Here is a 26,953-nt window from a genome sequence, read left to right as displayed (position 1 = left end):
AAGTCGCCGCACGAAGCCAGTTGACCGCGGTGAACAGCCCCGACATGGAGCCCACTGCGTGATGATCGGCACATCGTATGAGATCAGCCGGGCCGGTGTTCTCCTGGTCGACCCCTACAACGATTTCTTGTCCGAGGGCGGGAAGATCTGGCCTCGATTGAAGGAAGTCGCCCAGCACGTGGGGCTTCTTGAGAATCTACGCGCGGTGGTGACCGCTGCACGGGATGCCGGCATCCGGGTGTTCGTCGTTCCACATCGCCAGTGGCAACCCGGGGACTACGACGACTGGAGCCATCCCAATCCCACTCAGCGCGGGATCCAGGAGCGCCATTCCTTCGCGAAAGGCAGCTGGGGCGGCGAATGGCACCCCGATCTCGTCCCCCAGGACGGCGACATCGTCGTCAAAGAGCACTGGGCACAGAGCGGCTTCGCCAACACTGATCTTGACCTACTGCTCCGGCAGCACGGCATCACACATGTCATCGTCATCGGCGTGCTCGCCAATACCTGCATCGAGTCGACCGGCAGGTACGCCATGGAGCTCGGATACCACGTGACCCTGATACGGGACGCGACCGCGGCTTTTACCGCGGAGATGCTGCACGCGGCTCACGAGCTGAACGGGCCGACCCTACGCGCACGCCATCATGACGACGGCCGACCTCCTCACGGCGATTCGATCGGCTCAATAACCGCGGTCATCCGCATACCGGACGATCATGGGAGCCCGATCGCCGGGAACGTACGTAACAAGCCGTCGACAGTCGAGACCGCCACCCCACCCATGCACGAACACTCCCGGCGGCGACCGCTTCCCCCGCACCCAGTTGCACTGGCCCGCCCCGTGCAAGGCCGGTAAGGCATTCCCATCGCCGGTCAGGCCGCCTTCCTGATCGTCCTGGCCGCCGTCACCGAACGCGTACGCACCTCCGCTGCTGGGTCAGCCCGCTCCACGCCGAGCACTTGAGCCAGACTTCCGCCTTGACCGCCACCGCCCTTGGGCTGGACCCCTTCCAGGCGGCGCCTTCCACGATGCCGCCGTAGCGGACTGGCTCGGCCTGGACAACACCCCCGGCATCTGACGGCCGCCGGGCCCGGGAGCTGACCCGACGGCCTGCCCACCGATCAGATCGTCCAGAACTTCTGCCGGACCTCCTCGCCGCTCTTGCAGCCCAGCAACAGGGCGAACGAAGGCAACAACGCCTCGTGTCCCTGTTCCTTGGCGATCTGCAGCGCATGGTAGATCACTGTGTTGGAGATGTCCCAGTCGCGGGGCAGAACGCGGACGGCCCTGATGATCTCCTCAACCAGCTGGGGAGTCGGGGACGCGATGTACTTCTTCAGCAGGTAGGCGGCCCGCGTGTCCCGGTGGAGCAGGACCTGGGGCGGCCCACCCGGCTGGACCACCACGTAGTCCGTGGGCCCGATGATGTGGCACCGGGCATTGCGGTAGACCACGGCGGCCTGGGCGGTGGTCAGGTGGTTCAGTGAGAGCGACAGGACCTGGAGCGAGGTGTCGTCCTTGCCCGGCGTGTCCAGGGCCAGCAGGATGATGACGGTCAGCTCGTCCGGAGCGTTCAGGTCGGCCCCGGCGCCGACCACCTTCCCCAGATAATCGCCGACGTTCTCCGCCACGAGCGCCGGATCCGTGCCGGCGTCCGCGTGCGACAGGTAGGAGAGGCGGGCGGTGCGGCTCCACATCGCGAGCGCGGCGCAGGTCTGCACGCGGGTCGTCCAGGCGCGGCCTTTGTCCAGGTAGTAGTACTGCTGGTGCTGGGCGTCGCCGCTCTTGTCATCGGAGTCCTGCTCGATGGGAACGCCCAGCTCGCCCGGCTGCTGGGGCACGGGACGCGTGGCGTCGGTCACGTCCACCCGGCGGGCCCCGCTCTCGAGATTCCAGGTCAGTGCGTCCAGGATGGTGATCTGGTCGCGGGTGCCGCGGAACTTCACCCTGGTTCCGTCGGGATAGACGCCGCGCAGTTCGTCGGCCAGGGGATAGCTGAGGTTGCCGATCGTGGTGGTGACGTTGGCCGCGTTGACGGTTCCGCCCACACTCCGGTAGATCCGGATGGACTCGATCTCGAACTCCACCACGCTGTTCTCCGGGTATGCGGACGGGTTCCCGGAAAGGTCGTAGATCTGTCCGTTCTGCGGGTCGCGAACCACGGTGCCGGCCCGCTCGATGATTCCGATGCGCACGAAAGCTCCGATCTCGGTGCTGTGATGAACGATGGCGGCGCGGCGGCTTGGGCTACAGAAGGCCCATATACGCCGCCCGGTCGGCGTGTCTGAGCAGTTCGATCAGCGCCGAGATACTGTGCTCTCGGTGACTCTCGGCCACGCGCGCCGAACTGGAGCGCACCTTCACCATCCGCATCAACGACGGCATCGCCGCGACCCTCGCGACAGGAGCGGCCGAGGCTGCCGCGACGTCCGCACCCGGCGTTTCGTCCCTGAGGGCAGCGAGAGCATCGAGGGCGCGCGCGACGACCTCCCCAGTTGAGCCGGTCCGCGCACGTGTCAGTATCGCGCCGGGGGCAAGCTCGGGTCCCCTTGACGACGCACTCGAGGCTCAGGGACTCCGGCGCCGAGGCGTGACCACGCGCAACCCCTAGGCCCGCTCGCCCAGCTCAGCTGTAGCGCGGCGAGGGCCCATCTGCGTTCCTCCACACTCCGAGCGCCGCTGCCCCAGGCCCGAGCCGTCTCCCGCCACGCTTGCAGCTGCCCGCCACACCCAACGTAACGGTGAGTAATCACAAGAATGGCCGACCGTGGCCTGAAAGGAGGTACGGCTCGAACCGCGGTGCTTGGTCCCGGCGGCCGCTGCCAGGCGTACCGTCTCCCACCCGTCCGCGCCCGCCAGCGCGCTGGCCACACCCGCTGCACCTTGGGGGCCGCCGACGCCATCCCCGCTCTCCAAGCCCCAACCCCGCCCAACCAGACGGTGCCGTTGAAGGTCGTCCCGCCGAACGCGGCGGTACGTTGAGCAGCGGAAGGACGCCGGGGGCGCCTGCCCAGTGTGCGGCTGCACCGACAATGCCGCCCGTGAGGGCGGCTGCTCCTGGGCGCCCAATTCGCTCGTGCTCGACCTGTGCTGCGCCTGTGTCCACGTGATCGCCGAGCTGTACTCGGCCGATCAAGCGCCTGCCGCACCAGGCGGGTCCCAGGGACGGGGCTCAGCGGCGCCAGGCCCACACGAGGAGCCAGACGCTGAGGCCGAAGAGGGCCATGGCGAGCGGTACGTGCACCGCCACCACACCCTTGCCGCCGACGGCGGACTGGACGAGGCCGAGCAACAGCACCGCCAGGCTGACCAGCGCAGGCCAGCCCGCGCCGCGGCCCGGGCGCCACAGCAGGACGGCCGAGACGAGCTGCACCAGCCCCAGCACGTGCATGGTGACTGCCCCCATGATGTGCGTCCCCACGCCGCCCCCGCTCATCAGCTGCCCCGCCGTCACGGCCTGGGCCAGCACGGACAGCGTGTTGAGCACGACGACGGCCTTGAAAGCGGTCACGCACCCGTTCCCCTTGGCGACCTGGGTTACCACTGGGCTCCTCCTTTGACCTGGGGTGATGGCCTGAAGGATCTTACTGAGACGCCACCGGCGCATCCGCCGGTCGTCATCGTCCCGTATACGCCTCCGCGTATACGCCGCCGGCCATAGTTGTCCCGTATACGTCCCGCGACGAAACGCCCGAGTGGGAGGACAGCCGGGAAAAGGCTGATCGAACGAGGCTGCGCGCGGTGCCGGTGACCTGGCGGCAAGATGGCCGAATTCGTCTCAGCGTGGCACCGACACCACGCGCCCCCGCGAGGGCGGCCGACTGTCGGAGTCGCCGACGAGGAGGACGTCTGCCGTAAGAACCCGCGCCGTCGGCGAAGGTCGCCTCGTCGAACCGGGTGGCGCCGTTCAAGGTCGCCCTGGAGAAGGCGACGGTGCGGGTGCGGGCGAGGCTGGTGCACGTCGACCAGTACTACCTGCGCGGCGACCGCGAAGCTGATCGAGGCCCAGGGGACAGGAAGGCGTCGATGTCTTCGGTGTGGCGCCAGTCATCCAGGCCTGTGCTTCATGATCCCTCATGCACGCGACTCCAGTGCAGATGCCACCGGAAACCGCAGGTCATTTGGCCTGGCGGCTGGGCCTACCTTCCCGGCCGTACCTTTCGAATTGCTCTCCGACGAGCAGGGTCGCCCGCTACGGCCCTCGCTCGCGGAGCTGGAGCAGTGCTTCCGTCTGAGCCGTATGGCGCTGGATGTGCTGGCCGCCAAGAGCCCTACGGTTGCCAAAAAGGAGAAGGTGGACGCTGGCATGGAGCCTGGGCTGGTGTCGCGGCGGCCAAAGCGCGCGGACGCGCGCCGCAACTTCGACGCCCTGGTCGCGGCGGCCCGCGACACGTTCGCCGAGAGGGGTGCGCAGACCTCCCTTGAGGACGTCGCGCGCCACGCCGGAGTGAGCATCGCCACGCTGTATCGCAACTTCCCCACCCGGGAGGACCTGGTCGAGGAGGTCCACCGTGAGGAGGTGGAGGCGTTGTGCCGGGCGGCCGACGACGTCGTCGAACTGGAGCCGTGGGAGGCGCTGGTCGCGTGGCTGCACCGGTTCGTCGAGTACATCGGCACCAAGCTGGCCTTCGCCGACGCGCTCAACCGCAGCACCGACGGCTTCCAGGCCGGACGCAGGGCGATGCGCGCGGCCGGCGGGCCCCTGCTCGAACGAGCACAGCGGGCCGGCGCCGCACGCCAGGAGGTCTCGATCGACGACGTCCTGCGGATGATCTCGGGCGTCAGCACGGTCGAGTACGTCGATGCGGAGCAGCGGAAGCGGGTTCTCGAGGTGGCCCTGGCGGGGTTGCGGGCCACGCCCGGCTGAGAGGCCTGCGCGCCACGCCCGGCTCAGGGGCGTGAGGGCCACCCGGTTGAGGGGCCTGCAGTCAGTCCAGGAACGGCATGCGCAGTACCAGACTCGCTCCTCGGTCCAGGATCTCGATCGTCAGGAACCTTGTTGGATGTGGGCGATCTCGTGGCAGGTGGCCGGCCCGGGCCGGTGTCCTTCGGGTCGCGGGCCCGTGACTCCGGGAGCCGGGTGAAGCGCTCGAAGACACTTCGCGGTGTTCGGTGGCGATAGCGGCGCCGCTGGTGGCGACTACCAGGGCTTGGCATTGCCTCGGCCTGGACGATGACTGTGACGTCGGTGGTGGCGACTATCAGGGCTCGGGTGTCGTCCTGAGCCTAGACGGCGACGGTGACGCCGGTGGTGGCGTGGCGATGGGTGTTGTCCAGCAGGTTGGTCGGGATCCTGGAGATCAGCAGCTGGTCGCAGTTGACGAACACGCCCAGCTGCAGCACCTGGCTGTCAATGAATGTGGGGCCGGCCCGCACCGGCGGCGCGGTCACGTTGCGGCCTGGAGAACCGCTCCCGAGCTCCAGGCGAAGTCCCGCCATTGGCGCCTCGGGAGCCTCTGCCGCCACATCCGGCTCGGCGGGGAGACCTCCGCCTGCGTCACCGCCGAAGCCGACCCTGCCGCCCGCCGTCGGGCGCGCTGACGTCCGCTCAACACCAAGATCCTTCTTAGCGCTCGGTGCGGCTGGGTTGGCCGGTGGGGTCGAGGGTGAGGCCGAGCTCGATGCAGGTGGCGAGTTGGTGGGCCCAGGGCCAGGTTGCGGGGATGCGGATCTTGCGTTCGCGTCGGCCGCGGAGCTCGGGCTCGGCACGGCCGCATGCAACCCCACGGGTGCCCGACTTGGCGTCCACTTCACGCTCAAACGCGGAAGTCGATTCATTCGGGTCGTCTTGCTGTGCGTCGTCATCGCGCTGGTCGTCAGGCTCGCCTAAGACCAATTGCGTCGTGGCCACGAGCGAACCTCATCAGGGCAGCGCCTACCGAGATCCGGTCCGCCTCGAGGGCAGCCAGGATCAGCCCGTCAACCGTGACCGTGACCAGCCGGGCCGCCACGCCGGATTCGCCCTGCAGCCGCACGGGCCCGTTCGGAGTCGTGATCGCGTGGCTGGGAAAAGGATTGGACGGGCTGATGCTCGTACTTGTAGCTTGCAGTTGATCGTGACACCGACCGAGGAGGTGAGACCCATGAACGCTGTATCGATGTGGGTGCTCCCCCTTGCTGTCACGGTCGGGCGATTGACGTAGGTGTCGCCGGGAGCGCCTCGCCAACAAGGCACTCCCGAAAGGCAACACCTATGCACTCTCAGCAGGTCACCGCCGAGCTGTCGTCGAACGACGGGGTCGAGCGTGACTCCACGGTGGGCGACGTCTCCGGACGCCGGTCGCCGGCCTCCGGCGCCGATCGCGCGGCCCTCATGTTCGACGTGATCATTGCCGGGTGCGGGCCGACCGGTGCGATGCTGGCCGCCGAACTGCGGCTGCACGACGTGCGGGTACTCGTTCTGGAGAAGGAAACCGAGCCCGTGTCGTTCGTCCGCATAGTCGGTCTGCATATTCGCAGTCTCGAGCTGATGGCGATGCGCGGTCTGCTGGATCGCATTCTCCAGCACGGAAGACAGCGTCCGGCCGGCGGTTTCTTCGCCGCCATCCCCAAACCCGCGCCCAAGGGCCTGGATTCCGCGTACGCCTATCTGCTGGGCATCCCGCAGCCGGTCATCGTTCATCTGCTCGAAGAACATGCGATCGAACTGGGTGCGCAGGTCCGGCGCGGTTGTGCGGTGGCCGGTTTCGAGCAGGACGACGAGGGTGTGACCGTCGAGCTGGCCGACGGGGAACAGCTGCGTTCGCGCTACCTCGTCGGCTGTGACGGCGGGCGCAGTACGGTGCGTAAACTGCTCGGTGTCGGCTTCCCCGGCGAGCCCTCACGTACCGAGACGCTGATGGGCGAGATGGAAGTGGGCGTGCCGCAGGAGGAGATCGCCGCCAAGGTGACCGAAATCGGCGGGACCCATCAGCGATTCTGGCTCCGGCCCTTCGGCGAAGGGGTCTACAGCGTCGTAGTCCCCGCCGCGGGAGTCAGCGACCGCGCGGAACCGCCCACGCTCGAGGATTTCAAACAACAGTTGCGCACCATCGCCGGAACCGATTTCGGCGTGCACTCCCCGCGCTGGTTGTCCCGCTTCGGGGATGCCACCCGGCTGGCCGAACGTTATCGGGTCGGGCGGGTGCTGCTGGCCGGCGATGCGGCACACATCCATCCACCCACCGGCGGACAGGGCCTCAACCTGGGCGTTCAGGACGCATTCAACCTCGGCTGGAAACTGGCCGCACAGATCCGCGGCTGGGCCCCGGAAACGCTGCTGGACACCTACCAGGCCGAACGTCATCCGGTCGCCGAGGACGTGCTGGACAACACCCGCGCCCAGATGGAACTGCACTCCACCGAACCGGGCCCGCAGGCCGTGCGCAGGCTGCTCACCGAACTGATGGACTTCGACGAGGTGAACCGCTATCTGATCGAGAAGATCACCGCGATCGGCATCCGCTACGACTTCGGCGAAGGCCCCGACCTGCTCGGCCGCCGCCTGCGCGACATCGACGTGAAACAGGGCCACCTCTACGGTCTGCTACATCGCGGCCGTGGCCTGCTGCTGGACCGCACCGAACGCCTGACCGTCGGCGGCTGGTCAGACCGGGTCGATTACCTTGCGGATCCCACTGCGGAACTGGATGTCCCGTGCGTCCTGCTACGCCCCGACGGCCACGTCGCCTGGATCGGCGAGGATCAGCAGGACCTGGACGACCACCTCTCCCGCTGGTTCGGCAAGCCCGCGAACTGATTTCGCCTGAGCAGTGGTCACCCTGCACATATGTGGCGAGATGGCGAACAGATCTGCGGCGGAGCTGGGAGTGGTCGGCGTTCTCGTCGGACATCCACCGCCCGCTGGCATGGCGGGAAATGGCCATGCCGGCGTGTCGGTAGCCGGTCGTGCTGTCCGGGTCTCGACCAGGGTCCCGGCGAGTCTGATGTTCATGTCGGCCTGATGCGGTGAAGGTCTGTGTGTGGCGGGGTGTCTGGTTTGACAAGCGGGCACGGTTTTCCAAGGTCGAAAGCGCCAGCCTGAACCGACCATCGGAAAGCCGTGCCCGTGTCGCTGTCTTCCCCGATCGATGTCACCTTCGGCGAGTTGTCTGAGTCTGTCGCTGATGATGAGGCCGCCGGCGCGCGTTGGTCGCCGAGATCGTCTCGGCGCGCAGGTACCCCTGGTCGCCCTGCTGGAGACGAGCGCGCGTCAGCGCGGACACGTTCGGCTTCTCGATCGGCACCAGCCCGACGTTGCACGTCTCGGCCACCAGCAGCCCCGCACAGGATGACCGCGAAGTCCTCCATCGGCGAGTCGGCGCCAGAGATGTGTGTGAAGTCGGCCGACAGCCCGGTCCGGTCGAACACCTCCAGCAGCAACTCGGGGAAGTCCACCCACGGCAGCATCCCGTCGATCAGGGCGCGGAACGCGGTCATCAGCGGCGGCTCGGCCAGCGGCCCGAGCTTTCCACCTGCAGACGTCCGCCGACGGGCTGCGCCGCAGTGTTGCTCCCCAGCCCGTCCAAGACCCGGGCGCAGGCCCCCTCCAGTGCCGAGGCCAGATGCCCGGCCGGTTCCTCCTCCAGCTCCAGCGCCACCAGCACCCGCGACCGCGCGGCCTCCCATCCCTCGCCTTCCAACAGGCGGGCGCGCGGGTACCGGGCCGGCGACGCCAGCTTCACCGTCGGTACCGGCTCGGTCTCGACGCGCCCGGCCCCGATCCCACCGATCTCGGCGACCCGGTCCAGCTCCCGCACCCGCCCCGACGCCTTCACCGGCGAGGTCCGCAGCTGCTCCAGCTCCGACACCCGCCGGTCTTCCGGCACCTGGAGCAGGCCCCGCAGCGCCACAGCGGTCTCGGCAGGCGTCCGCTCGGCCGGCAGCCTGTACAGCCGGGATTGCTCGGCCCGACGCACCTCGCTGACCAGCCGGGTCAGCGTCGTGATCCCAGCAGGCAGCAAGATCCCGGCCGCCAGCATGTACGCCACCGCCCGGTCGGACAACGCGCGCGGCCCCTCGGCCGAGGCCCACACCCGTGCCGCGATGAACGCCCGCACGTCCTGCTCCCGGCCGGCGAACTCCGACAACCCCAGCAGGTCGCGGATCTCCCAGGAATGCTCGTAGGCGGTCTTGCGCCGGGCCAGGTAGTCCGGCGCGCACGCCGGATCGACCTCCACCTGCTCGGCGGCGAACTCGACCACCTCTGCCGGCACCTTCAACGGAGTGTCCGCAAGAAACGTCTCCAGCATCTGGACCGTGCCCCACTGCACCACCCAGCCCAACTTGCCCGCCACCACCGCCCGCGCCTTGGCATCCAGGCGGAAGAACTGCTCCAGCTCGTCGACCGTCACCTCACCACGAAACCGCCGATACCGCCGATACCGCGCCCGCGATGTGATCGTGTGGCAGACCGGCACCGCCCGGCTGCTGGCAGGGCGCAAGACCGGCCCGGTGTTTCTCACCGACCGCAAGGCGCGCCCCTCGGTGGCGCTGGTCGACGTCGACCCCCGCACCAGCCGTGCCCGGCTGTCGTACCGACGGGCAGCGGAGGTGTTCGAACAGCACACCACCGACCTACCGGGCGGGCTGTACACGCTGCACCAGCTGCGCCACTCCGGCCTGACGCACGCCGCCGAGGACGGCGCCTCCACACCGATGCTGATGGCGCTGTCCGGGCACACCTCGGTGCGATCACTGGCCGAGTACGCCCGGGTGTCGGCCGAGGCGCTCGGCCGGTGGCAGGCCGAACGCGACCCCGCCGGGCGCAGAGCTGGAGGCCGACGATGACCGGGCCGGACTACGCGGTGGCCCAGTAGCGGCCCCACGCAAGGTGCTGGACCCCACTGGCCCTTCAGCAGCAGGCGCCGAAAACAACGCTTAGCTGCGTCGGCGCTGGTAGAGAGGTAGGTACTCGCGGATCTTGCGGCGCACGTGCGGCCGCTGGTCGCCGAGTGAGATGCCCAGCGTCGGGAACTGCTTGGCGATCTCCAGCGCGGTGAGAGGGCCCGGCGCTGTAGCTGTGTGACCAGGCGTTTGCGAGGGTGAAATCGAGATCCGGTCGGTGGTGCTCGAGCCCGCCGAGTACGCCGTGCTGAGTCCGGAGCGCGAGGAACCCCCGGGACACAGATCGCGCACCGATTAGGTTTCCGCGCCGCGCCCGTCTGTACGTGTGAGATCGACTCACGAGAGGCTGGCACGATGCGGAAACTGATCTTCGCCATGAACGTGACCCTGGACGGCTACATCGCCGCGACCGGCGACGACCTCGGCTGGAGTGGTGGGGAGGGACCGGACTCATCGCCGAGCGCCGAGCTGTTCCAGTGGTGGTCCGACCGGGTGGGGGTGACCGGCCTGGCGCTGTACGGGCGCAAATTGTGGGAGGCGATGAGCTCCCACTGGCCGACCGCCGACCAGCAGCCTGGCGCCACACCGGCGGAGATCGAGTTCGCCCACCGCTGGCGGGACATGCCGAAGGTGGTGTTCTCCTCGACGATCGACAAGGTCGACTGGAACACCCGCCTGGTCACCGGCGACGCGGTCGCCGAGATCGCCCGGCTCAGGGCCGAGGACGGCGGCTCGATGGACATCTGCGGCGCGACGCTCGCCGGGGCGGCCATGCGGGCCGGGCTGATCGACGAGTACGTGCTGGTCACTGCACCGGTCCTGGTGGGCGGCGGCACGCCGTTCTTCACCGCGCTGGACAGCTGGGTGAACCTAAACCTGGTCGAGACGCGGACGTTTCCCGGCGGCGTGGTGCTGACCCGATACGAGACGAGGCGATGAGCACGGACCAAGTGCCCGGCCCGTAAGGCCAGGTCGAAATCCTTCCTGGCGTGCTCACCGTGACCCTCGGCGATGAGGGAACCTTCCCCGGCCCTTCCTCGCGTTCCGAGTGAGCTGTTGACCGACTCGCTGAAGATGAGGACGCCTGCCCGTGCGCTGGGCTCGTCGACGATGGGGACTTGTCTGATCACAGCGTCGCGGGCAGGCTCAGCCATGGTTTGTCGGTGGCGTCGAATCCGGTGAGCTCGGCGACCTTCCCGTCGACGATGTGCAGGACCGCGATGTTGAACAAACGGTATTCCGGGTCGTCGGGGGTGCGGAGGTACAGCACGGCGGCAGGCATGCGGTTGACCGTCGTGGCGATGCAGCGCCAGTCGTCGTAGCCGCGCTGGAAGAGCCCATTGGAGACCCAGCCGTCCACCGCGTCCTTGGCCGTGACGATCAAGGTGCCCGGCTCGGGCAGCATCGCGAAGCGCAGGTCGTCGCGCAGCAGGGCCATCAGCCCGTCGAGGTCGTTGCGCTCGTGGGCGTCCATATACGACTTCACCACGCCGCGCTCGTCATCCGACAGCTCGTGCGTGGCAGGGCTCCGCCAGTCGAGGCGGCGGTCGGGCAGTTGCTCGCGCATCGTCACGCGCGCCCGCTGCAGTGCGCTGGTCACCGATGCGACGGTCAGCTCGAGGGCGTTGGCGGCCTTCGACGCCGGCCAGCCGAGGACGTCGCGCAAGATGAACACCGCCCGCTGCCGCGGCGGCAGGTGCTGGACGGCGACGATGAACGCCAGCTCGATCGTCTCCCGCGCCACCACCGATTCCTGCGGGTCCTCCGGGAGCATCCGGTCCGGGTAGGGCTGCAGGTAGTGCACTTCCGAGCCCTCGCCCGGCAGCTCGGCAGGCACGGGTGTGCGGTCGTTGCGCTTCTCCAGGAAGTCGAGGCAGGCGTTCGTCGCGATCCGGTACAGCCAGGTCCGCAGTGCGGCGTGGCCCTTGAACGACTCCCGCTTGTTCCACGCCCGCAGGAACGTCTCCTGCGTCATGTCCTCGGCGTCCTCGTAGTTCGCGAGCATCCGGTAGCAGTGCACCTGCAGCTCACGCCGGTAGCGCTCCGTGATGAGCGCGAACTGTGCTGCGTCATTTGAGCGGGCCGCCGCGATGAACGCGGCCTCGTCGTCGCTCAGCAGTCTGGCGTCGGTCATGGTCGTCAATCCTTCCGCAGGTGGCGAGGGGCTACCAGAACTGACGACGTGGCGGAGGATTTCTGAGCGGTGAAGCCGCTGACACCTGGCCGTTCGTCAGGCCGGATGGGTCGGTCGATCCAGGGGACGTGTTCGGGTCGGGCACACCCTCGGTGTCGAGGTGGGGTCCCCGTAGTACTGGGGAAAGATCGGGCGGATCTGGCTGGTCTGGCTGATCGCCCAGTGCAGCGGCCGATCCCGGCCGGCCAGCGGCAAGCCCTATGCGTCGTCTTCGGCGTCCGGGTCACGCAACGGGCGGTGGCTGCCGCCGAGGTCGGGTAGGTGAAAGCTGTAGTGCCCGTCGAAGCTGATGTGGTGGCGCACGAACGGCGACAACCGCGGCACGTCCTCGACGAGCACCGGATAGCCCTGGGCGCGCAGCTCGGCCAGGGCGCGGTCCATGTAGACGGTGTTCCACAGCACGATGCAGTTGAGCACGAGGCCCAACGCGGACAGCTGGTCCTCCATGCCGTCGTAGTAGGCCTTGGTGACCTCGCCCTTCTTGCCGTGAAACACGCGTCGCGCCAGGTCGTGGCGGCCCTCGGTGAGGTTGGCCTGGGACTTGATCTCACGCCGGTAGGGCTCGTCGTCAGCCAGGCGGAGGATGTGCAGGGTTTTGAAGATGCGGCCGTAGTGGGCGATCGCCTGCCCGAGCGAGGTCGGGTTGCCGTCGCGGGAGATCATCCGGGTGACCTCGTGCGCGGACACCTCACCGGAGTGGATCGACACCGCGACCCGGCACATGTCCTCCCAGTGCTGGGTAATCCGGTCGAGGTCGATGCGGCCGCGGGCGGCGCGGTCCAGCGGGCCGTAGTCGGCGGCAGGGTCGATGCGCCACAACCGCTGATCTGGCAGGTTGGCCGGCTGGGGCCGGTACTGGCGGCCCAGCAGGTGCAGCAGGCCGAACACGATGTCGCTGTAGGACCCGGTATCGGTGATGATCGCCTCCGGCGCCACGCCGCCCTGCTGGCGTAGCACCACATCGACGGCGTGCAGTGAGTCGCGCGGGGTACCGGACAGCACTTTCGCCGCGAGGCCGGCGGCCTGGTCGTTGATCATGTTGAGCCGGGTGATGCCGCGTTTGCGGCCGAAGCACTTCGGGTTCGGCCGGGCGTAGAGGGTCCGGACCGGGACGACGAACCGCAGCCCGTCCACCGAGGCAACCAGCCCACCACCCCACGCCTGCGCCGGCTCGATTTCCGCCTGGGCCTCCACCAGGGGCACGTTCGCGCCCAGCACCGCGGCGACCGACAGGCGCACGTCGACCAGCGACGCCGGATCGGGCACCGCGGACAGCGCGGCCACGTGCAGCCGGCCGTCGGCGTCCACGGTGGCCGGGGTGTCCGCGTCCAGCCGGGACGCCACCTCGCGGTGGGCGGCGTCCAGCGCCGTGGCGTGGCCGGTGAGCATCGGCGCCGGTTGCTCGGGCAGGCCGAGCGCGTTCATCCCCGGCCCGCGGGCGGTATCCCATGCCGCGCCGGACAGCAGATGAGCGCGCGGGTCGCGCCGGCGGGAGGACGCGGTGGCGAAGATGCTGCGGTGCTTGATGTGCCGGTGGAACTGCTCCAGCAGGCAGAACACGTACGCCGCCCGATCGACGGTGCCGTTCGGGTGGCCCGGCGCGTACACCACCCGCTGCCAGCCCCCGGTGATCAGGTCGTGGTTGACCTGCCGGGCGTCCAGGTAGCTAGCCGGGAGCTTCGACTTCACCGTCAACAACGTGGCTAGCGTCCTCATCGCCGCCAGCACCGCAACACCGTCGCCGGTCGCGCCTAACTCCACCGTCTCCATCAACAGCGGCAGGAACGGCCGCACCGTCGCCAGCCAGCCGACCGGCCAGCTCCTCCATCCGCTGCCCGTCCAGCTCGGCGTCGGTGGGTGGCACCAGCTCGTCGATTGCCGCGACCGCCGCGGCGAGCTTGCCGGCGTTGCGGGACACCCGCGGGTAGCGGCGCAACTTCTCGTTCGCCGACGGCGGCCTGCCGTCCCTCGGCGACCAACCGCTCCAGTGTGGCGATGCCGGGCAGCAGCGCTCGCCGGTCCCGCAGCCACGCGATCGCACCCTCCAGGATCGCCTTCGGCCCGTCCCCGGTCACCCACGCCTGATCGGCGATCCACGCGGACAGCTCGGACTCCACTGCGGCGAACGAGCTCAGCCCGCACTCCTGCTGAATTTCCCAGGCGTGTTCGAGCTTGGTCTTCTCCCGTTCGGTGTACTGCTTGACGCAGGACGGGTCCTCGATGTCCAGCTGCTCGGCCAGGTAGTCCACCAGCTCGACCGGCACGTCCAACGGATCGGCCAGGAACATGCCCAGGTGCCGAACCGTGACGACCTGGAGGGCGAAGCCCAGGCGCGAGTGATCACCACGTCGTTTGCCGATCAGCCGGGCGATCCTCGTCATCGAGATGGAAGAACCGCTCCAGTTCCACCCGCGACAGCGACCCGAACCGGCCGTAGCCCTCCAGCCCCTGGCTGGTCACGGCGACATGATCGCAGACCTGCCTGAATAGCCCACAACGAGGGCCCTTACCGCCGGATCTCGCGGACTTGTTCCTCACGGGGTGGTTCGGGCGCCAGTAGTCGGCCAACGGGGAAGGGAGGGCCCAGAAGGCTGCCGATCAGTGGGCGATCAGCCGTAGTTCTGAACCCACACCCTGACCGTGTGGGACTTGGGGCTGAGAGTGACGGTGGCCCTCCACTTCTCGCCGGCCCTCGCCCAGTTGATACGGGTGTACATCTTCCCGCCCACGCAGTAACCGCGGTCGCGCTTCGCGTTGGCCCACCCACCACCTTTGCCGAAAGCACCGGGCACCCATTTATACAGAGTGGCCGTGGCCGCGGTGCCGTCCCCGCCGTTCCAGCACTGGGTGACGATCTGCAGGACCTTGGCCTGGCTCTTGATCGCCCCGGTATCGATGCCCCTGGTGTTCCCGCCGCCGTCCCAGATGGTGAACCAGCGGGGCTGGCTCACCTGCTGGACGGAGACGGCGGCCGTCGCCGGAGTCGCCGCCTGGGCGGCGGGGGCGAGAAGCGTGCCATTCGTAAGGGCGCCGGCGGCCAGGATCAGTGGTAGACGTCTCATCGTGCTTCCTTTCGCTGGTCGTCGTGGACATGGGAAAGGTAGGCCGGCGCGCGTTGAGTCCTTGTTGAGTCCGGGTTGAGGCCCAGCAGGCGCGCTCGATCGGGGTGTCGGTGAAACAGGAGGCCCCAGCGCTGAGGACGAACGAGCGAGGACACAAGCCCGCACCCGCTCGTCACCATGCCCCCATGGCCGCGGCGACCTTCGACATGCTGATCGAGCAGGGCATCGACGACGACTACGTCCTCACCGTGCGTTCCCCGGCGGAAGCCCTCAGGGTGGCGGCCCGCCGCAGCCTTGGGAGCCCCTGGCCTTGTCCAGGGCATGCCCTGGACAGCACGTGCTGTCCCGGCTTAGCGCTAATACTCGCAAGTAGAGTCCCGGCACCCCAAGACCACCACTCGGCTCCTCAACGAAGGTGGCGGCGCATGGAACCGCTACGCCGCCGGGCAACACGCACGGTCACCATCGAGCTCCACGGAGCCGACAGCTCGTGACAGTTGAACAGGCGAGAGACCGGTACCCCGGAAGGTGCACCGTTCGTCCTATCAGGGTGTCTCGCGCTGTAGGTCTTCCTGCGGCAAGTCGGCGATCGCGCCCACCAGGAGTGGTCCGTTCAGCAGGTCGGCGGTGAACGTCACGTCGGTGAGGCGGGCCGCCATCGCGAACATCCGCGCGAGGCCGTGTTCGGACAGGTCGCCGTACTGCTGGTCCCAATCGTCGTCCGAGCTCGCTTCCAGGGGCAGGCCGAACTCGCGCATGAGGCCGGCGAGCCGGTCCGTGTCGGCACCGGAGCGATGCTCGGGAGCGGTCGGGTCGAAAGCGGTGATCACGATGCCGTCGGCGGCGTAGTGGAAGTAGTCGCAGGCGTAGTCATGTCGTAAGACGGACACCACGTCGGTGCCAACCGACAGCCGCGACAGCGTCGGGTCGTCCGTCCCCGACCAGCCGCACGGCTCCACCGCCGCGCACCCATCGCGGGGGCCAGACCAAGTACGAGAGAAAGGGGCAGTGCCCTGCCCTGCCTGAGATGTCGCTGATCAGTGGGTACGGCGACGGGGTGCCAGGACCTCGGTGACCTTGGCGATGGCTTCGGCGCCGGGTTTGACGTAGCGCATGGCGGTGCGGGGGTTCTTGTGGCGGGTCTTGCCCATGATGAGCTGCAGCGGGATCTCGGCGTCGCCGAGGTGGGTGGCGGCGGAGTGGCGCAGCTGGTGCAGGTCGAGCCCGGCGTAGGTGTCCAGCAGGACGCGGGCGCGGTCGTAGCCCAGGCGGGCGCGGCCGGTGTGCGGGCAGATGTCGCCGGCCGCCGGCCGCCTGGCCGGGACGGGGCGGCGTTCGGACAGGAACAGCGGCCCGTGCGTGCGCGTGCTGCCGTCGGGGAGCCGGAGGCTGCGGGGCAGTAGGTGGGCGGTGCCGGATTCCCAGTACACCCACTCGATGGCGCCGCCCTTGGACCGGACCGGCGCCCGCCGATGCTCCAGGTCGAGGTCCTCGACGTTCAGCGCCAGGATCTCCGCTGCTCTGGCGGCCGTTTCGTAGAGCATGCGCCACAGCGTTCGCCCCCGGAGCGGGATGTCCCGGCGGGACAGCAGCCGGTGGATGGTGGTCTTGGCGACGGCGCGGGTCTCATCCGCGGTTTCCTTGCGGCGTTCGGCGTCGGCCGGGACCGAGGGGGCGGCCCAGTGCTTCTTGGTCTGGCACCAGGTCAGCCAGGAGGTGACGGCGGCGCGGTTGCGGTTCCAGGTCGCCGGCGCGCGTCCGCCCCACAGCTCGATGAGCGCCTGGCCGACTTCGGCGTCGGTGACGTCGGCGAGCGTGCGGTCGCGGCCGAGCAGGACGGTGGTGCGGTCGATGGCCGAGGCGTAGGCGCGGTGGGTGTTGGGGTTGGCGGTGCGCGCGGTGGCGAGGAAGGCGTCGGCGGCCGCCGCAAGCGTGACGTGCCCGCCGCGAATGGCTGTGATCTTCGGCGCGGCGCTCATGCCGCCCGCCAGACGACGCCTTCGGCGATGTACCGGATAACGTGCCGGAGTCGCGCAGCGTCCCGGTGGAGGGTTGTCCTGGTTGTCGCGCCGTCGTGATCGTTCATGTACGTGATAATAGATCATTATCACGTACATCTCTTGGGCGGTGCGCAGGGCCGGAAACCGGGCTCTCGGGGTTCGGAGGACGCAGATTTCCCCGTCTGCATGAAACGGCCGACGGCCCAGCCTGTGAGGAAGGCGGAGCCGCCGGCGGGATTGAGGGCCGGGTCAGACGGGATCGTGGACGATGCGGTGCACGTCGCTGCCCGGTTCGGTGTGGAAGTGCAGGCCCTTGGCGGCCAGGCGCTTCTCCATCTCCTCAGGGTTCTGGTCGGCGGTGTCGGGCAGTTGGTAGTACTCCTCCAGCAGGGCGCGGGCGGCGTCGTTGTCGCTGACCGCGCAGTCCCAGAGCACCTGCTCGCCGTCGAGGCGGATGCCGAAGGCGAAGAAGGCGCAGCACGCCTTCTCGCGGGCGGCCAGGTCGCGTACCTGCTCTTCGACGCCGGGTTCGGCGCGCAGCCGGAAGCGGATGCCCTCGGCGGTCTTCTCCCTGCCGAGCAGGTACCGGCCGAACAGGTGTCGGTATTCGTCCAGGCGCTGCTGGGGAGTGTCGGGGGCGGTGGTCATGTCGCAGACGATCGGGGTGGAGGCGGGTGGGATGTCCATGACGGGGACTCCTTCGTGAAGGGGGCGCCGGTGGCCTTGTGGCGCCGTCGCCTCAACCGTAGAGTCTGGACCATACTCCAGAGTCAAGAGGTGGTGCGGCGTGAAAATCGGGCAGGTCGCCGGCGAGGCCGGAGTCAGCGTGGACACCGTGCGTTTCTACGAACGCCGCGGCGTTCTCCCGGCCGCCGGGCGCAGACCGTCGGGGTACCGGATCTTCGACGCCGCGGCAGTGGAGCGGATCCGTTTCGCCAAGGGGCTGCAGGAACTGGGCTTCACCCTGGATGAGGTGGTCGACGCGCTGGCCGCGCACGACGCGGGCGGGGCCACCTGTGACAGCGAGCGGTGGCGGCTGGAGGCGGTGGTGGAGCGGATCGATGCCAAGATGGCCGAGCTGGCCAAGGCCCGGCGGGCCGCCGTGGAAAGCCTGCAGGACTGCCGGTCCGGCCGCTGCCGGTTCGGTCAAGTCACCCGCGACTGAGCGCCTGGCCCTGCGGGCGCGGCCCCCGTCGCTTGCCGGCCGTTCAGGCGCTGACGGGCCGGTCAGCGCAGCGGGAGCAGCCGGGGCACCAGGCGGACGTAGACGACCATGCCCATCACCTCCACCAGGGTCTGGGCGATTACGACCGCGGCGGCGATGGCCAGCGCGTCCGGCAAGGCCAGCGCGAGCGGCAGCACGACCAGGGAGTTGCGGGTGGCGCCGGTGAACACGATCGCCCGCCCGGCCGGTGCGTCCAGCCGGAACAGGCGGGCCACAGCGAGGCCGGCGGCGGCCATCACGGCCAGGAACAGCACGTAGAACGGCACCACGGCGGCGACCGCGGCCAGGTTGCCGTCCAGCTTGGGCACCTGGGAGGCGACCACCGTGATCAGGGTGACCGCCATCAGCGGCACCATCGCCGCCCCGGCCACCCCGACGACCGCGCGCCCGGCCGGGCGGCGGGCCGCCCACGCCTGGGTGAGCCAGGCCAGCGCCAGCGGGATGACGATCAGCACCAGAAACGCCTCGACGAACGGCCCCGGCTCGACGATGCGCCTCAGCTGCTCGCCCATGAACGCCACCAGCAGCACCGGCAGCGCGATCATCTGGGCGAGCAGCAGCAGCGGGGTGGCGGCCAGCAGCCGCCGGGCATCGCCCCCGGCCAACCCGGAGAAGACGATCACGTAGTCGACACACGGCGTCAGCAGCACCACGATGAAGTTCACCACCAGCGCGGCCACCAGGAACCGGCCCGCGCGCAGCGCGCGCACCAGCTCGGCGGCGGGCACCTGCAGGAACGTCACATACAGCAGAGCCGCCAGCACCGGGTTGATCGCATGCTCCAGCACCGGCCCCAGCCCCGGACCGGCCCACCCCGCCACGGCACCGGAAGCGATCGCCCCCACGTAGATGGCGACCTGATGCCGCTCCATCCCCGCCACCGGTCCCGCCTCTGGGCCCGCCTCTGGGCCCGGCGTCGGCTGTGCCTGCTGCGTCACCGCTCATCTCCCGCTCGTGCCGGCCCATCGCCCGAGGTGACGGTACCGGCACCACCTGACCGGCTCGGAGCCGGGCAGGAGCGTGCCACGTTCGAGGTCAGCACCCGCAGCTGCTCCCACCACAGCCGCAGCCGGCGCCCGTGGCCGCGCCGGCGGCCGTACGCGAGGTGCGGCGGCGGTGCAGCCACCACATGCCCGCCGCGGCGGCGATCAGCAGTCCGGCCACGGCGAGCAGCGTCTGTTCGGCCAGCGCGGCGCCGGCGCCGGTGAGCAGCCCGGCGCCGATCAGCACCGGCAGGGCGCAGCACGCCGCGCACGCCAGCACAGCCAGCGCGGCGGTGACCTTGCTGCGCAGCGGCGGCCCGCCACCCTCGGTGGTGCGCTCGCCCGGCGCCCGCCGCCGCGTGCGGTGAGCGGTACGGTGAGCGGCGCGGTGACGGGCACGGCGGGTGCGCTGGTGGATGCGCGGTGGTCGTGGTGGGTGCTCACGTCGCCAGTTCTCCTCGGGAGGGTTGGGGGGCGCGGTTGCCTTCGGCCAGGCCGGCGAACGGGAGGGGACAGTCGGGGCAGGTGCAGTGGGTCAGGCTGTCGCAGCCCGCAGTGACCACCTGCTGCAGCGCGGTCCGGATGGTGGTCAGGTCGGCGATCTTCGCCTCGACTTCGGCGATCTTGGCTTGGGCGCGCTCGCGCAGGTCCGGGGTGCGGTGGCCGTGCCGGCCGGTGTCGAGGAGTTCGGCCACCTCCTCCAGGGTGAAGCCGAGCCGCTGCGCGGCTTTGATCACCGTGAGCAGGGTGACGGTCTCGGGTGGGTAGGTACGGTGCCCGCCGGGGCTGCGCGCCGGTTCGGCGATCAGGCCGCGGCGTTCGTAGTAGCGCAGCGTCTGCAGGTTGACCCCGGCCTGCTCGGCCACCTGCCCGCTGCGCAGGTACGGCCCGTCCCACCCTGGCCGGCCGTCCTGCAGCACGATGTCCTGCCTCACGACGGCCGTCCCGCCCCGGCGGCCTCACCGATGAAGGCGCCGCCGGCGGTGCTCGTGGTGGTGGCCGCGCGGCTGCCCTCGAACGCCAGCCCGGCCTGCGCCCAATCCTGTTTGCCGCCCGCGTAGACGCGCACGTCGGCGTACCCGAGCCGGGCGAACGCCGCAGCGGCGATCTTCGAGCGGTTGCAGTACGGGCCCGAGCAGTAGACCACCACCAGGGCGGCCCGATCGGGCGCCACCTGCCCGGCCAGCTCGGCCGACACCTGATCGGGCACGTTGCGCGCGCCGGGCAGGTGCTCGGCGGCGAAGGCGTCGACCGGCAGCGCCTCCACCAGTTGCACGCCCCCGCGCTCCAGCAGCGCGAGCAAGTCCTCACGCGTGATGCGCTCCATCACCAACCTCCGCTCCCGGCCGCGTTCACGCCGACGCGCCGGCGCGCTCGGCCAGCGCGTCGAGCACCTCGACGTGCGCGGCCGGGACCGTCACCTCCAGTGCCAGGCTGCCGTCGGCGATGGTCAGGGTGAAGGTGAAGAAGGAGCAGCAGCCGTTCTCCCGCGCGGCCAGCTCGGCGGCCCGGGCGGCGTGGGCCGGGCTGAAAGCGAGTTCCAGCCGCAGCCGCGTCGGCTCGGGCCGGGCGAGGGCCTGGACCGCGTCGGCGAACAAGGCGTCGAACTCGGCCACCCGCAGCGGTTGCTCGGCGGTGGGCAGGGTGCACGCTGAGGGAGCCCATCCCAGGTCAAGGGCGACGTTGTGTGTCATACCCCGACGGTAAACCTGTACCCAGGTACCGGATGCAAGCCCCCTCATGGCGTAACGCCGAATCCGATCCCGTCCCGAAGGTCCGGCAGCAGCTTCCCCTTTCCACTTCCATCGAATATCGTCGATTGACGATGAACAAGGACGAAGGGGCGCTGCCGCGTGCGGAGGCCGAGGAGTACGCGAGCTGGTTCAAGGCGTTGGCCGACGCCACCCGGATTCAGATCGTGTCGTTGCTGGCCCGCCGGCGCGCGCCGATGAGCGTGGGCGAGATCGTGGCCGTGTCCGGGGTGGGCCAGTCGACCGTCTCGCACCATTTGAAGATCCTGGCCGAGGTTCGGTTCGTGCTGGTCGAGCGGCAGGGCACCTCCAGCCTGTACCGGATCAACGAGAACTGCGTGAGCTGTTTCCCGACCGCCGCCGACGTGGTCATGGGCAACCCCGTGCCGGCCGCGCCCACCTGCGAGTGAAGGAGCGTCGCCATGGCGCATGACGAGATCATCGACCGCTACTCCGCCCTGGCCCGTGCCGCGGACGCCGGCCGGACGGTCGCCGACTGCGGGCAGGACGCGTTCGAGCAGGGCGGCTTCGGCGCGGCCGGCTACGACGACCTGACCGTGCTGCCCGAGGGGGCGGTGCGGGCCAGCCTGGGCTGCGGCAACCCGGTGGCCGTCGCCGAGCTGCGACACGGCGAGACGGTGCTCGACCTCGGCTCGGGCGGCGGCATCGACGTGCTGCTGTCAGCGCGCCGCGTCGGCCCGTCCGGGACGGTGTACGGGGTGGACGCCAGCACGGACATGCTGAGCCTGGCCCGGCGTAACGCCGAGCAGGCCGGCGCGGCCAACGTGGAGTTCCTGCACGGCACGATCGAGCGGGTGCCGCTGCCGGACCGGGCGGTGGACGTGGTCATCTCCAACTGCGTGATCAACCTGTCCGGCGACAAGGCGGCGGTGCTGGCCGAAGCGTTCCGAGCGCTGCGACCCGGCGGCCGGTTCGGCGTCAGCGACGTTGTCGCCGCGCACGTCCTGGACGAGCAGGCGCGGCAGCGGGCCGAGCAGCGCATCGGCTGCGCCGCCGGATCGCTCACCGTGCAGGAGTACCGGGACCTGCTGGCCACGGCTGGCTTCGTCCACATCGCCATCACGCCGACCGCCGACCACGGCGACGGTGTGCACTCGGCCATCGTCCAGGCCGTCAAGCCCGCCATCGGGCCCGGCCTGGAAATCCGGCCGATGCGAGAGAGCGATGCCGAACAGGTGCTGGCCATCTACCAGGCCGGGCTGGACACCGGCCAGGCCAGCTTCGAGACCACCGCACCCAGCTGGGAGGCCTTCACGACGAGCCGGTTGCCGCACCTGCGATACGTGGCGACCGATGGCGATACCGGCCAGGTGCTCGGCTGGGTGGCCGCCTCGACGGTCTCGGCCCGTCCGGTCTATGCCGGAGTGGTCGAACACAGCATCTACGTCCACCCGGGGTGTCAGGCTCAGGGCATCGGCCGAGCACTGCTGGTGGCGTTCCTCGCCGCCAGCGAGGACGCGGGCGTTTGGACCGTCCAGTCCGGCATCTTCCCTGAGAATGCCGCGAGCCTGGCCCTGCACCAGGCGCTCGGGTTCCGGGTGGTCGGTACCCGTGAGCGCGTCGGCTGCCACCACGGTGTCTGGCGAGACGTGCTGATGATCGAGCGTCGCAGCACCGTGGCCGGAGCCTGACTCTCACTCGGCATCGTCGGCGGGAACATCGGCGGTCCCGCGGTGGTTGTATGCCTCGTGGCCGGTGTGCTCAGTGTCCCCGGGCCTCACCTTTCGCCTTCGCGGACTACCGTTCGGCTGGAGCCGCGTTGCGCCTTTCGCCGAGAGGCGACACGCACACCGGTGCGCACACGTTGAAGGCCCCGGGCCGTCTCTTTGACGGCCGGGGCCTTCGTCATGTCCGGGCTGTCGCTGCGGAGTCGGCGGCCAGGTGCTCGGCTCCTGGGACCGGCAGCGGACTCGCCTGCGGATACAGCAGCCGGATCAGAGCCAGACCGAGCGCGGTCCCGGCGAGCTGGGCGGCGATGAAGCCGGGCGCGGAGGCGGGGGCAATGCCGGCGAAGGTGTCGGTGAGGGTGCGGCCGAGGGTGACGGCCGGATTGGCGAAGCTGGTGCTGCTGGTGAACCAGTAGGCGGCGCCGATGTAGGCGCCGACGGCGGGCGGCGCGAGCGCGGCGCGGCCGGTGCGGGACAGGGAGAAGATCAGGGCGATCAGCCCGGCGGTGGCCACGATCTCGCCCAGCCACAGCCCGCCGCCGGTGCGCTGGTGGGTGGAGGCGGTGACGGCGGGCAGCTCGAACATGAGGTGGGCCAGCACCGCACCGCCGAGCGCGCCAGCGACCTGGGCGGGCAGGTACGCCAGCAGGGCGCGCCCGGCCAGGCCGTCGCCGGTGCGGCGGGACAGCAGCCAGTCGGCCAACGAGACGACGGGGTTGAAATGGGCTCCGGAGACCGGCCCCATGATGAGGATGAGCGCGGTCAGCGCGAAGGCGGTCGCGGTGGAGTTCTCCAGCAGTTGCAGGCCGACGTCGCCGGGCGAGAGCCGCTGGGCCATGATGCCCGAGCCGATCACCGAGGTGACCAGCAGACCGGTGCCGACTGCTTCGGCGACGGCTCGCCGGGCCAGGGCGCTCACGAGCTGCCCGCAGCCGCCGGGACGCCGAGTTCGGCCAGCAGGGTCTGTACCCGGCGTTCGATCTCGTCGCGGATGGGCCGCACCGCCTCCACCGACTGCCCGGCCGGGTCCGCCAGAGCCCAGTCCTCATAGCGCTTACCGGGGAAGACGGGGCAGGCATCGCCGCATCCCATCGTGATGATGACGTCGGCGGCCTGGGCGATCTCGTGCGTCCACGGTTTCGGGTACTCGCCGGTGATGTCGATGCCGCGCTCGCGCATCGCCTCGATGGCGGAGGGGTTGATCTGCTCGCCCGGCTCCGAGCCGCCGGACCAGCCGATCGCCCGGCCTGCGGCCAGGTGGGTGAAGAAGCCGAGCGCCATCTGAGAACGGCCGGCGTTGTGCACGCACAAGAACAGCACGATCGGCGTGCCGGAGCTGTCCTTGCCCTCGACGCGGGCCAGGGCGCGCAGCCGCTGGCGGGCGAAGCGCTCGGCGATCAGGGGCAGGAAGTTGGCCACGGTGGCGCGGCCGGCGAACTGGTCGTAGCTGGTGTGCAGGAACCGGTCGATGGTCTCGGCGCCGAAGGTGCCGTCGAACTCGCCCGCCAGAGTGCGGGCGGCAGTCAGCAGGGCGTGCTGCTGGTCAATGGTCAGGTCGGAGCGGCGGTAGGCGGGCTGCGTCATGGCGTGTCCTTGGGCAGACGGTGATGCTCGCCGGTGCCGGTGGCTGGGGCCAGGGCGGTGGCGAGCCGGTCGACGCGGCCCGACAGGTCGGTGTAGGCGCGTTCGAAGGCGTCGTCGGTGTCGGCGGGCACGGGGTCGGGCACCGACCAGTGCAATGGTGGCCGGGCGGGCAGGTGTTCGTAGGCGTTGTCGCAGACGGCCACCACGAGGTCGCCGTCGCGGACGGTGTCGCTGATGTGAGCGGTGGCGGCCGGGTTCAGGTGCAGGTGGTGGCGGCGGGCGGCGGACAGGGCGCGTGGGTGCACGCGGGTGGCGGGCATGGTGCCGGCCGAGGTAGCGGGCAGGCGGCTGCGCCGCTGCCACAGCGCGGCGGCCAGCTGGGAGCGGGCGGAGTTGTGGGTACAGACGAACACCACCCGCTGCGTCGGCTCCGTCGCCGGCAGCGCCGGTGCGGGGACGAGGCCGGCCAGTGCGGCGGGTACCAGGCGGACGTAGCTGCGCCGCCGATCGGCCTCCGAGCGCGCCCGCACGATCAGCCCGGCCTCCTGCAGCACCTTGAGGTGGTGGGCCAGCAGGTTGGACGACAGGCCGAACGCCTCGCCGAGCTCGCCGGGTGAGCGGTCCCCCAGGAGCAGGTCGTCGATCATCGCCAGCCGGATCGGGTCTCCGAGTGCGGCATGGGCGGCGGCCCGCCCCTCCACATCTGATATCTCAATCATAATTGAGTCAATTTTGACTGAGATGAATGCGGGCGTCAAGCTACCCACGTGCACCCGCCTTCCGGCCCGTCAAGACGGCCACGTGTACGCCACCCGCGGCAGAAGATCGCCGGGTGACTGTCGGTAGCGGATGGTTTGCTCGGGTCTATGACACCGGTGAATTGGGAGCGCTTACCGGGCGAGACGGTGGAGGAGTTCGTCGCGGCGATGCTGCTGCTGAGGAACCCGCACGGCAACCGGATCACTCCCTCCCGTGGGGACCGCGGCGTGGACATCCGCATCGCCAACCCGGACGGCTACGACATCTACCAGGTCAAGCGCTACTGCAGGCCGCTCACCGCCCGGCAGGCGAGCGACGTCGAGGAGTCCTGGCGGCGTTTCGTCGCCGAGACGCTGCCCGTGCTTGCGGTCCGCTCGTGGACGCTGGTCATGCCGTGGAATCCCACCCACGAGCGGCTGGAGTGGCTGGAACGGCTGACCGCGGGCAGCGGCCTGCGCATCGCCTGGATGGACCGCGACCGTCTCGATGCCATGGCGGCCGACCATCCGGCGCTGATCGCCTACTACTTCGGCGACGGCGGCGAGCGGATTCAGCATCTGATGGCGCAGGCGTTCCAGGGTGCCCGGCCCATGCCTGAGCCCGCGCAGCTTCCGGCGGAGAATCTGCTGGCGGCCGCGATCGAGCGCTACGAGGGGCTGGCCACGGCCTTGACCGACGTCGATCCGTTCTACCGGTACGAGTTCGAGGTCCGTGAGGGGCGGGTGAGGCAACTGCCCTGGGACGCGGACGCCGACAACCACGCTCTGATCGCCTTCGTGCGATACCTGCAGCTCAACGAGCGGCACTACCTGGTGATGCGGCTGGTCGCGCGGGCGGTGGAGTCGTTCAGCCTGCGCCCGATCACTGGCACCTTCGAACTGCAGGTCCCCATCGACTCGGCCGAGCAGCAGGCCGTGGAGGAGTTCCTGCGCTACGGTGCCCCCTTCGTCGACATCGACGGCGCCATCGCCCACACCTCGGGACCGCCCGGCCTGCCCGGCGAGTCCGGCCCCGGCAGGCTCAGCTTCATGGTCACTGCCGGCGCGGCCGGTGATCGTCCCGATCTGGAGGTCCGTCTGATCGGCCCCGACGACACCGTGCTCCACACGCTGGACCTGGTGCAGGTGCGCGCCTCACGCGGCGTCGACGGCTTCGGCATCTGGCTGGAAGGCCAAGACCCGAGCGGCCTGCTGCGCTTGCGGTTCCTGCTCAACGCCGGCGACCGCGACATCCTGCGGCCTGTGGTGGACCTGGCCGAGTTGCCCGGTAAGACGCCCGCCGAGGCGCTGCCAGCGATGCGCCTGCTCGCGGACTTTGTGCCGGGAACGACCGTCGTGCTGGCGGTGCGTGGTGGCCGGGCCTATCCGCCGCGCTGGCCGGCGCAGGATTCTGACTTGGCTGTGCAGGCCCGGCGGGAGCTGAAGATCCTGGAGGCCATGCAGGTGATCCAGGCTCACAGCTACCAGCGCATCGTGATTCCGGAGCCGGGCAGGACATCCAGCCAGGAGCTTGCCCAGATCGTGCGGCTGGCCCGGCTGTTGCAGGGCCCGGTCGAGGCGACCTGGACGTACGTGGACTTCCCGATCCACTCCGCCGCCGGCCCGCCATTCGCCGCCGGTGAATCTCCCGTCGCCGTCATGCACGAGTTGCACGCACAGCTGGGTGGACGCCAGATCCCCTTGGGCATGTACCGGTGTGTCAGCTACCTCGCCGCGCGCATCGCCGACCCCGCCGAAGCTGCCGCTCCCCAGCCGGGCGGCACCATCCGCCTGCTGCCAGGTTCGAACAACCGAGCGGTCATCACCGCGATCCCAGCCGAAGAGGCCATCGCCGCGCTCACCGCTCAGGCCGACACACCGCCGAACCGGTGAGCCCCGG

Annotated in this window: 29 protein-coding genes; 9 read left to right on the top strand and 20 right to left on the bottom strand. The window is 69.8% G+C overall.

The features are described 5' to 3' along the window. Window positions 1–61 precede the first annotated feature (61 nt). On the top strand, window positions 62–859 hold the full coding sequence (locus ACIBI9_RS58585) for an isochorismatase family cysteine hydrolase (RefSeq protein ID WP_397236324.1): 798 nt from the start codon (window positions 62–64) through the stop codon (window positions 857–859). Between the two features lie 266 nt (window positions 860–1,125). Here ACIBI9_RS58585 and ACIBI9_RS58580 read toward each other — a convergent pair whose 3' ends face one another. Then, a complete protein-coding gene (locus ACIBI9_RS58580; RefSeq protein WP_397236268.1) occupies window positions 1,126–2,199 on the bottom strand; it encodes a hypothetical protein in 1,074 nt (357 codons plus the stop codon). A 977-nt stretch (window positions 2,200–3,176) separates the two neighbouring features. Then, entirely contained in the window at window positions 3,177–3,515 is a 339-nt protein-coding gene (locus ACIBI9_RS58575; RefSeq protein ID WP_397236266.1) for a hypothetical protein, read from the bottom strand. A gap of 795 nt (window positions 3,516–4,310) precedes the next feature. Between ACIBI9_RS58575 and ACIBI9_RS58570 the strand changes: the two genes are divergently transcribed. Continuing rightward, complete coding sequence (locus ACIBI9_RS58570; RefSeq protein ID WP_397236264.1) at window positions 4,311–4,871, top strand: TetR/AcrR family transcriptional regulator; 561 nt, start codon at window positions 4,311–4,313, stop codon at window positions 4,869–4,871. Window positions 4,872–5,230: 359 nt separating this feature from the next. Here ACIBI9_RS58570 and ACIBI9_RS58565 read toward each other — a convergent pair whose 3' ends face one another. Next, a complete protein-coding gene (locus ACIBI9_RS58565; protein ID WP_397236262.1) occupies window positions 5,231–5,443 on the bottom strand; it encodes a hypothetical protein in 213 nt (70 codons plus the stop codon). A 127-nt stretch (window positions 5,444–5,570) separates the two neighbouring features. After that, window positions 5,571–5,855, bottom strand: coding sequence for a hypothetical protein (locus tag ACIBI9_RS58560; protein WP_397236260.1), 285 nt, complete (start codon window positions 5,853–5,855; stop codon window positions 5,571–5,573). A 462-nt stretch (window positions 5,856–6,317) separates the two neighbouring features. Here ACIBI9_RS58560 and rox point away from each other — a divergent pair, with 462 nt between their 5' ends. Beyond that, entirely contained in the window at window positions 6,318–7,742 is a 1,425-nt protein-coding gene (gene rox / locus ACIBI9_RS58555) for a rifampin monooxygenase (RefSeq protein ID WP_397236322.1), read from the top strand. 679 nt (window positions 7,743–8,421) lie between these two features. On the opposite strand, the gene ACIBI9_RS58550 is transcribed toward rox, so the two are convergent. Beyond that, a complete protein-coding gene (locus ACIBI9_RS58550) occupies window positions 8,422–9,336 on the bottom strand; it encodes a DUF4158 domain-containing protein (protein ID WP_397236258.1) in 915 nt (304 codons plus the stop codon). Window positions 9,337–9,385: 49 nt separating this feature from the next. Here ACIBI9_RS58550 and ACIBI9_RS58545 point away from each other — a divergent pair, with 49 nt between their 5' ends. Continuing rightward, on the top strand, window positions 9,386–9,772 hold the full coding sequence (locus ACIBI9_RS58545; RefSeq protein ID WP_397236256.1) for a tyrosine-type recombinase/integrase: 387 nt from the start codon (window positions 9,386–9,388) through the stop codon (window positions 9,770–9,772). A gap of 411 nt (window positions 9,773–10,183) precedes the next feature. Continuing rightward, a complete protein-coding gene (locus ACIBI9_RS58540) occupies window positions 10,184–10,768 on the top strand; it encodes a dihydrofolate reductase family protein (protein ID WP_397236254.1) in 585 nt (194 codons plus the stop codon). Window positions 10,769–10,955: 187 nt separating this feature from the next. Here ACIBI9_RS58540 and ACIBI9_RS58535 read toward each other — a convergent pair whose 3' ends face one another. The 7 genes from ACIBI9_RS58535 to ACIBI9_RS58505 all read right to left on the bottom strand — a co-directional run bounded on the left by ACIBI9_RS58535 (window position 10,956) and on the right by ACIBI9_RS58505 (window position 17,772). Further along, on the bottom strand, window positions 10,956–11,963 hold the full coding sequence (locus ACIBI9_RS58535) for an RNA polymerase subunit sigma-70 (protein ID WP_397236252.1): 1,008 nt from the start codon (window positions 11,961–11,963) through the stop codon (window positions 10,956–10,958). A gap of 258 nt (window positions 11,964–12,221) precedes the next feature. Beyond that, window positions 12,222–13,712, bottom strand: coding sequence for a transposase (locus ACIBI9_RS58530; protein ID WP_397236250.1), 1,491 nt, complete (start codon window positions 13,710–13,712; stop codon window positions 12,222–12,224). Window positions 13,713–13,792: 80 nt separating this feature from the next. Then, entirely contained in the window at window positions 13,793–14,404 is a 612-nt protein-coding gene (locus ACIBI9_RS58525) for a DUF4158 domain-containing protein (protein WP_397236248.1), read from the bottom strand. A gap of 228 nt (window positions 14,405–14,632) precedes the next feature. Beyond that, window positions 14,633–15,085, bottom strand: a complete 453-nt coding sequence (locus ACIBI9_RS58520) for a hypothetical protein (protein ID WP_397236246.1) — start codon at window positions 15,083–15,085, stop codon at window positions 14,633–14,635. A gap of 545 nt (window positions 15,086–15,630) precedes the next feature. After that, a complete protein-coding gene (locus ACIBI9_RS58515; protein ID WP_397236244.1) occupies window positions 15,631–16,044 on the bottom strand; it encodes a DUF6461 domain-containing protein in 414 nt (137 codons plus the stop codon). A gap of 78 nt (window positions 16,045–16,122) precedes the next feature. Beyond that, complete coding sequence (locus ACIBI9_RS58510; protein ID WP_397236242.1) at window positions 16,123–17,064, bottom strand: tyrosine-type recombinase/integrase; 942 nt, start codon at window positions 17,062–17,064, stop codon at window positions 16,123–16,125. 270 nt (window positions 17,065–17,334) lie between these two features. Beyond that, the gene (locus ACIBI9_RS58505) at window positions 17,335–17,772 is read right to left on the bottom strand and encodes a hypothetical protein (RefSeq protein WP_397236240.1); all 438 of its coding nucleotides are present in this window, start codon (window positions 17,770–17,772) and stop codon (window positions 17,335–17,337) included. A gap of 100 nt (window positions 17,773–17,872) precedes the next feature. Between ACIBI9_RS58505 and ACIBI9_RS58500 the strand changes: the two genes are divergently transcribed. Continuing rightward, window positions 17,873–18,250: a MerR family transcriptional regulator gene (locus ACIBI9_RS58500; protein WP_397236237.1), complete on the top strand. Its 378-nt coding sequence runs from the start codon at window positions 17,873–17,875 to the stop codon at window positions 18,248–18,250. Window positions 18,251–18,312: 62 nt separating this feature from the next. Here the strand turns inward: ACIBI9_RS58500 and ACIBI9_RS58495 are convergent, their stop codons facing one another. The 5 genes from ACIBI9_RS58495 to ACIBI9_RS58475 all read right to left on the bottom strand — a co-directional run bounded on the left by ACIBI9_RS58495 (window position 18,313) and on the right by ACIBI9_RS58475 (window position 20,987). Next, entirely contained in the window at window positions 18,313–19,248 is a 936-nt protein-coding gene (locus tag ACIBI9_RS58495) for an arsenic resistance protein (RefSeq protein WP_397236235.1), read from the bottom strand. 97 nt (window positions 19,249–19,345) lie between these two features. Beyond that, window positions 19,346–19,573 carry a hypothetical protein gene (locus tag ACIBI9_RS58490; protein WP_397236233.1) on the bottom strand — a complete coding sequence of 76 codons (228 nt, stop codon included), beginning with the start codon at window positions 19,571–19,573 and terminating at the stop codon, window positions 19,346–19,348. A gap of 160 nt (window positions 19,574–19,733) precedes the next feature. Beyond that, window positions 19,734–20,228, bottom strand: a complete 495-nt coding sequence (locus tag ACIBI9_RS58485) for a MerR family transcriptional regulator (protein WP_397236231.1) — start codon at window positions 20,226–20,228, stop codon at window positions 19,734–19,736. After that, the gene (locus ACIBI9_RS58480) at window positions 20,225–20,620 is read right to left on the bottom strand and encodes a rhodanese-like domain-containing protein (protein WP_397236229.1); all 396 of its coding nucleotides are present in this window, start codon (window positions 20,618–20,620) and stop codon (window positions 20,225–20,227) included. The genes ACIBI9_RS58485 and ACIBI9_RS58480 overlap by 4 nt, the downstream gene beginning before the upstream one ends. A 25-nt stretch (window positions 20,621–20,645) precedes the next feature. Further along, window positions 20,646–20,987, bottom strand: coding sequence for a hypothetical protein (locus ACIBI9_RS58475; RefSeq protein WP_397236227.1), 342 nt, complete (start codon window positions 20,985–20,987; stop codon window positions 20,646–20,648). A 131-nt stretch (window positions 20,988–21,118) separates the two neighbouring features. Here ACIBI9_RS58475 and ACIBI9_RS58470 point away from each other — a divergent pair, with 131 nt between their 5' ends. Together ACIBI9_RS58470 and arsM are read left to right on the top strand one after the other, a co-directional pair. Continuing rightward, window positions 21,119–21,454: an ArsR/SmtB family transcription factor gene (locus tag ACIBI9_RS58470; RefSeq protein WP_397236225.1), complete on the top strand. Its 336-nt coding sequence runs from the start codon at window positions 21,119–21,121 to the stop codon at window positions 21,452–21,454. Window positions 21,455–21,466: 12 nt separating this feature from the next. After that, a complete protein-coding gene (gene arsM, locus ACIBI9_RS58465; RefSeq protein WP_397236223.1) occupies window positions 21,467–22,696 on the top strand; it encodes an arsenite methyltransferase in 1,230 nt (409 codons plus the stop codon). A gap of 214 nt (window positions 22,697–22,910) precedes the next feature. Here the strand turns inward: arsM and ACIBI9_RS58460 are convergent, their stop codons facing one another. From ACIBI9_RS58460 to ACIBI9_RS58450, 3 genes are read right to left on the bottom strand one after another with little or no spacing between them, the layout of a single operon-like run. Then, window positions 22,911–23,651 carry an aquaporin gene (locus ACIBI9_RS58460; RefSeq protein ID WP_397236221.1) on the bottom strand — a complete coding sequence of 247 codons (741 nt, stop codon included), beginning with the start codon at window positions 23,649–23,651 and terminating at the stop codon, window positions 22,911–22,913. After that, window positions 23,648–24,316, bottom strand: coding sequence for an arsenate reductase ArsC (locus tag ACIBI9_RS58455; protein ID WP_397236219.1), 669 nt, complete (start codon window positions 24,314–24,316; stop codon window positions 23,648–23,650). The genes ACIBI9_RS58460 and ACIBI9_RS58455 overlap by 4 nt, the downstream gene beginning before the upstream one ends. Beyond that, the gene (locus tag ACIBI9_RS58450) at window positions 24,313–25,035 is read right to left on the bottom strand and encodes a MarR family transcriptional regulator (protein ID WP_397236217.1); all 723 of its coding nucleotides are present in this window, start codon (window positions 25,033–25,035) and stop codon (window positions 24,313–24,315) included. The genes ACIBI9_RS58455 and ACIBI9_RS58450 overlap by 4 nt, the downstream gene beginning before the upstream one ends. A 147-nt stretch (window positions 25,036–25,182) precedes the next feature. On the opposite strand from ACIBI9_RS58450, the gene ACIBI9_RS58445 reads away from it, so the two are divergent. Then, window positions 25,183–26,946 carry a hypothetical protein gene (locus tag ACIBI9_RS58445; protein ID WP_397236215.1) on the top strand — a complete coding sequence of 588 codons (1,764 nt, stop codon included), beginning with the start codon at window positions 25,183–25,185 and terminating at the stop codon, window positions 26,944–26,946. Window positions 26,947–26,953: the final 7 nt, after the last annotated feature.

It is taken from the genome of Nonomuraea sp. NPDC050451, from assembly GCF_044458585.1.
Note: the sequence above shows the minus strand (reverse complement) of the source record. Positions and strands in the feature narration are given on the sequence as shown.

What these genes read in the sequence shown, in the direction of transcription:
- ACIBI9_RS58585 (WP_397236324.1), top strand. Translation starts at nt 62, where the DNA reads ATGATCGGCACATCGTATGAGATCAGCCGGGCCGGTGTTCTCCTGGTC.
- ACIBI9_RS58570 (WP_397236264.1), top strand. Translation starts at nt 4,311, where the DNA reads ATGGAGCCTGGGCTGGTGTCGCGGCGGCCAAAGCGCGCGGACGCGCGC.
- ACIBI9_RS58565 (WP_397236262.1), bottom strand. Translation starts at nt 5,443, where the DNA reads ATGGCGGGACTTCGCCTGGAGCTCGGGAGCGGTTCTCCAGGCCGCAAC.
- rox (WP_397236322.1), top strand. Translation starts at nt 6,318, where the DNA reads ATGTTCGACGTGATCATTGCCGGGTGCGGGCCGACCGGTGCGATGCTG.
- ACIBI9_RS58540 (WP_397236254.1), top strand. Translation starts at nt 10,184, where the DNA reads ATGCGGAAACTGATCTTCGCCATGAACGTGACCCTGGACGGCTACATC.
- ACIBI9_RS58535 (WP_397236252.1), bottom strand. Translation starts at nt 11,963, where the DNA reads ATGACCGACGCCAGACTGCTGAGCGACGACGAGGCCGCGTTCATCGCG.
- ACIBI9_RS58525 (WP_397236248.1), bottom strand. Translation starts at nt 14,404, where the DNA reads ATGACGAGGATCGCCCGGCTGATCGGCAAACGACGTGGTGATCACTCG.
- ACIBI9_RS58520 (WP_397236246.1), bottom strand. Translation starts at nt 15,085, where the DNA reads ATGAGACGTCTACCACTGATCCTGGCCGCCGGCGCCCTTACGAATGGC.
- ACIBI9_RS58510 (WP_397236242.1), bottom strand. Translation starts at nt 17,064, where the DNA reads ATGAGCGCCGCGCCGAAGATCACAGCCATTCGCGGCGGGCACGTCACG.
- ACIBI9_RS58505 (WP_397236240.1), bottom strand. Translation starts at nt 17,772, where the DNA reads ATGGACATCCCACCCGCCTCCACCCCGATCGTCTGCGACATGACCACC.
- ACIBI9_RS58480 (WP_397236229.1), bottom strand. Translation starts at nt 20,620, where the DNA reads ATGGAGCGCATCACGCGTGAGGACTTGCTCGCGCTGCTGGAGCGCGGG.
- ACIBI9_RS58475 (WP_397236227.1), bottom strand. Translation starts at nt 20,987, where the DNA reads ATGACACACAACGTCGCCCTTGACCTGGGATGGGCTCCCTCAGCGTGC.
- ACIBI9_RS58470 (WP_397236225.1), top strand. Translation starts at nt 21,119, where the DNA reads ATGAACAAGGACGAAGGGGCGCTGCCGCGTGCGGAGGCCGAGGAGTAC.
- arsM (WP_397236223.1), top strand. Translation starts at nt 21,467, where the DNA reads ATGGCGCATGACGAGATCATCGACCGCTACTCCGCCCTGGCCCGTGCC.
- ACIBI9_RS58455 (WP_397236219.1), bottom strand. Translation starts at nt 24,316, where the DNA reads ATGACGCAGCCCGCCTACCGCCGCTCCGACCTGACCATTGACCAGCAG.
- ACIBI9_RS58450 (WP_397236217.1), bottom strand. Translation starts at nt 25,035, where the DNA reads ATGATTGAGATATCAGATGTGGAGGGGCGGGCCGCCGCCCATGCCGCA.
- ACIBI9_RS58445 (WP_397236215.1), top strand. Translation starts at nt 25,183, where the DNA reads ATGACACCGGTGAATTGGGAGCGCTTACCGGGCGAGACGGTGGAGGAG.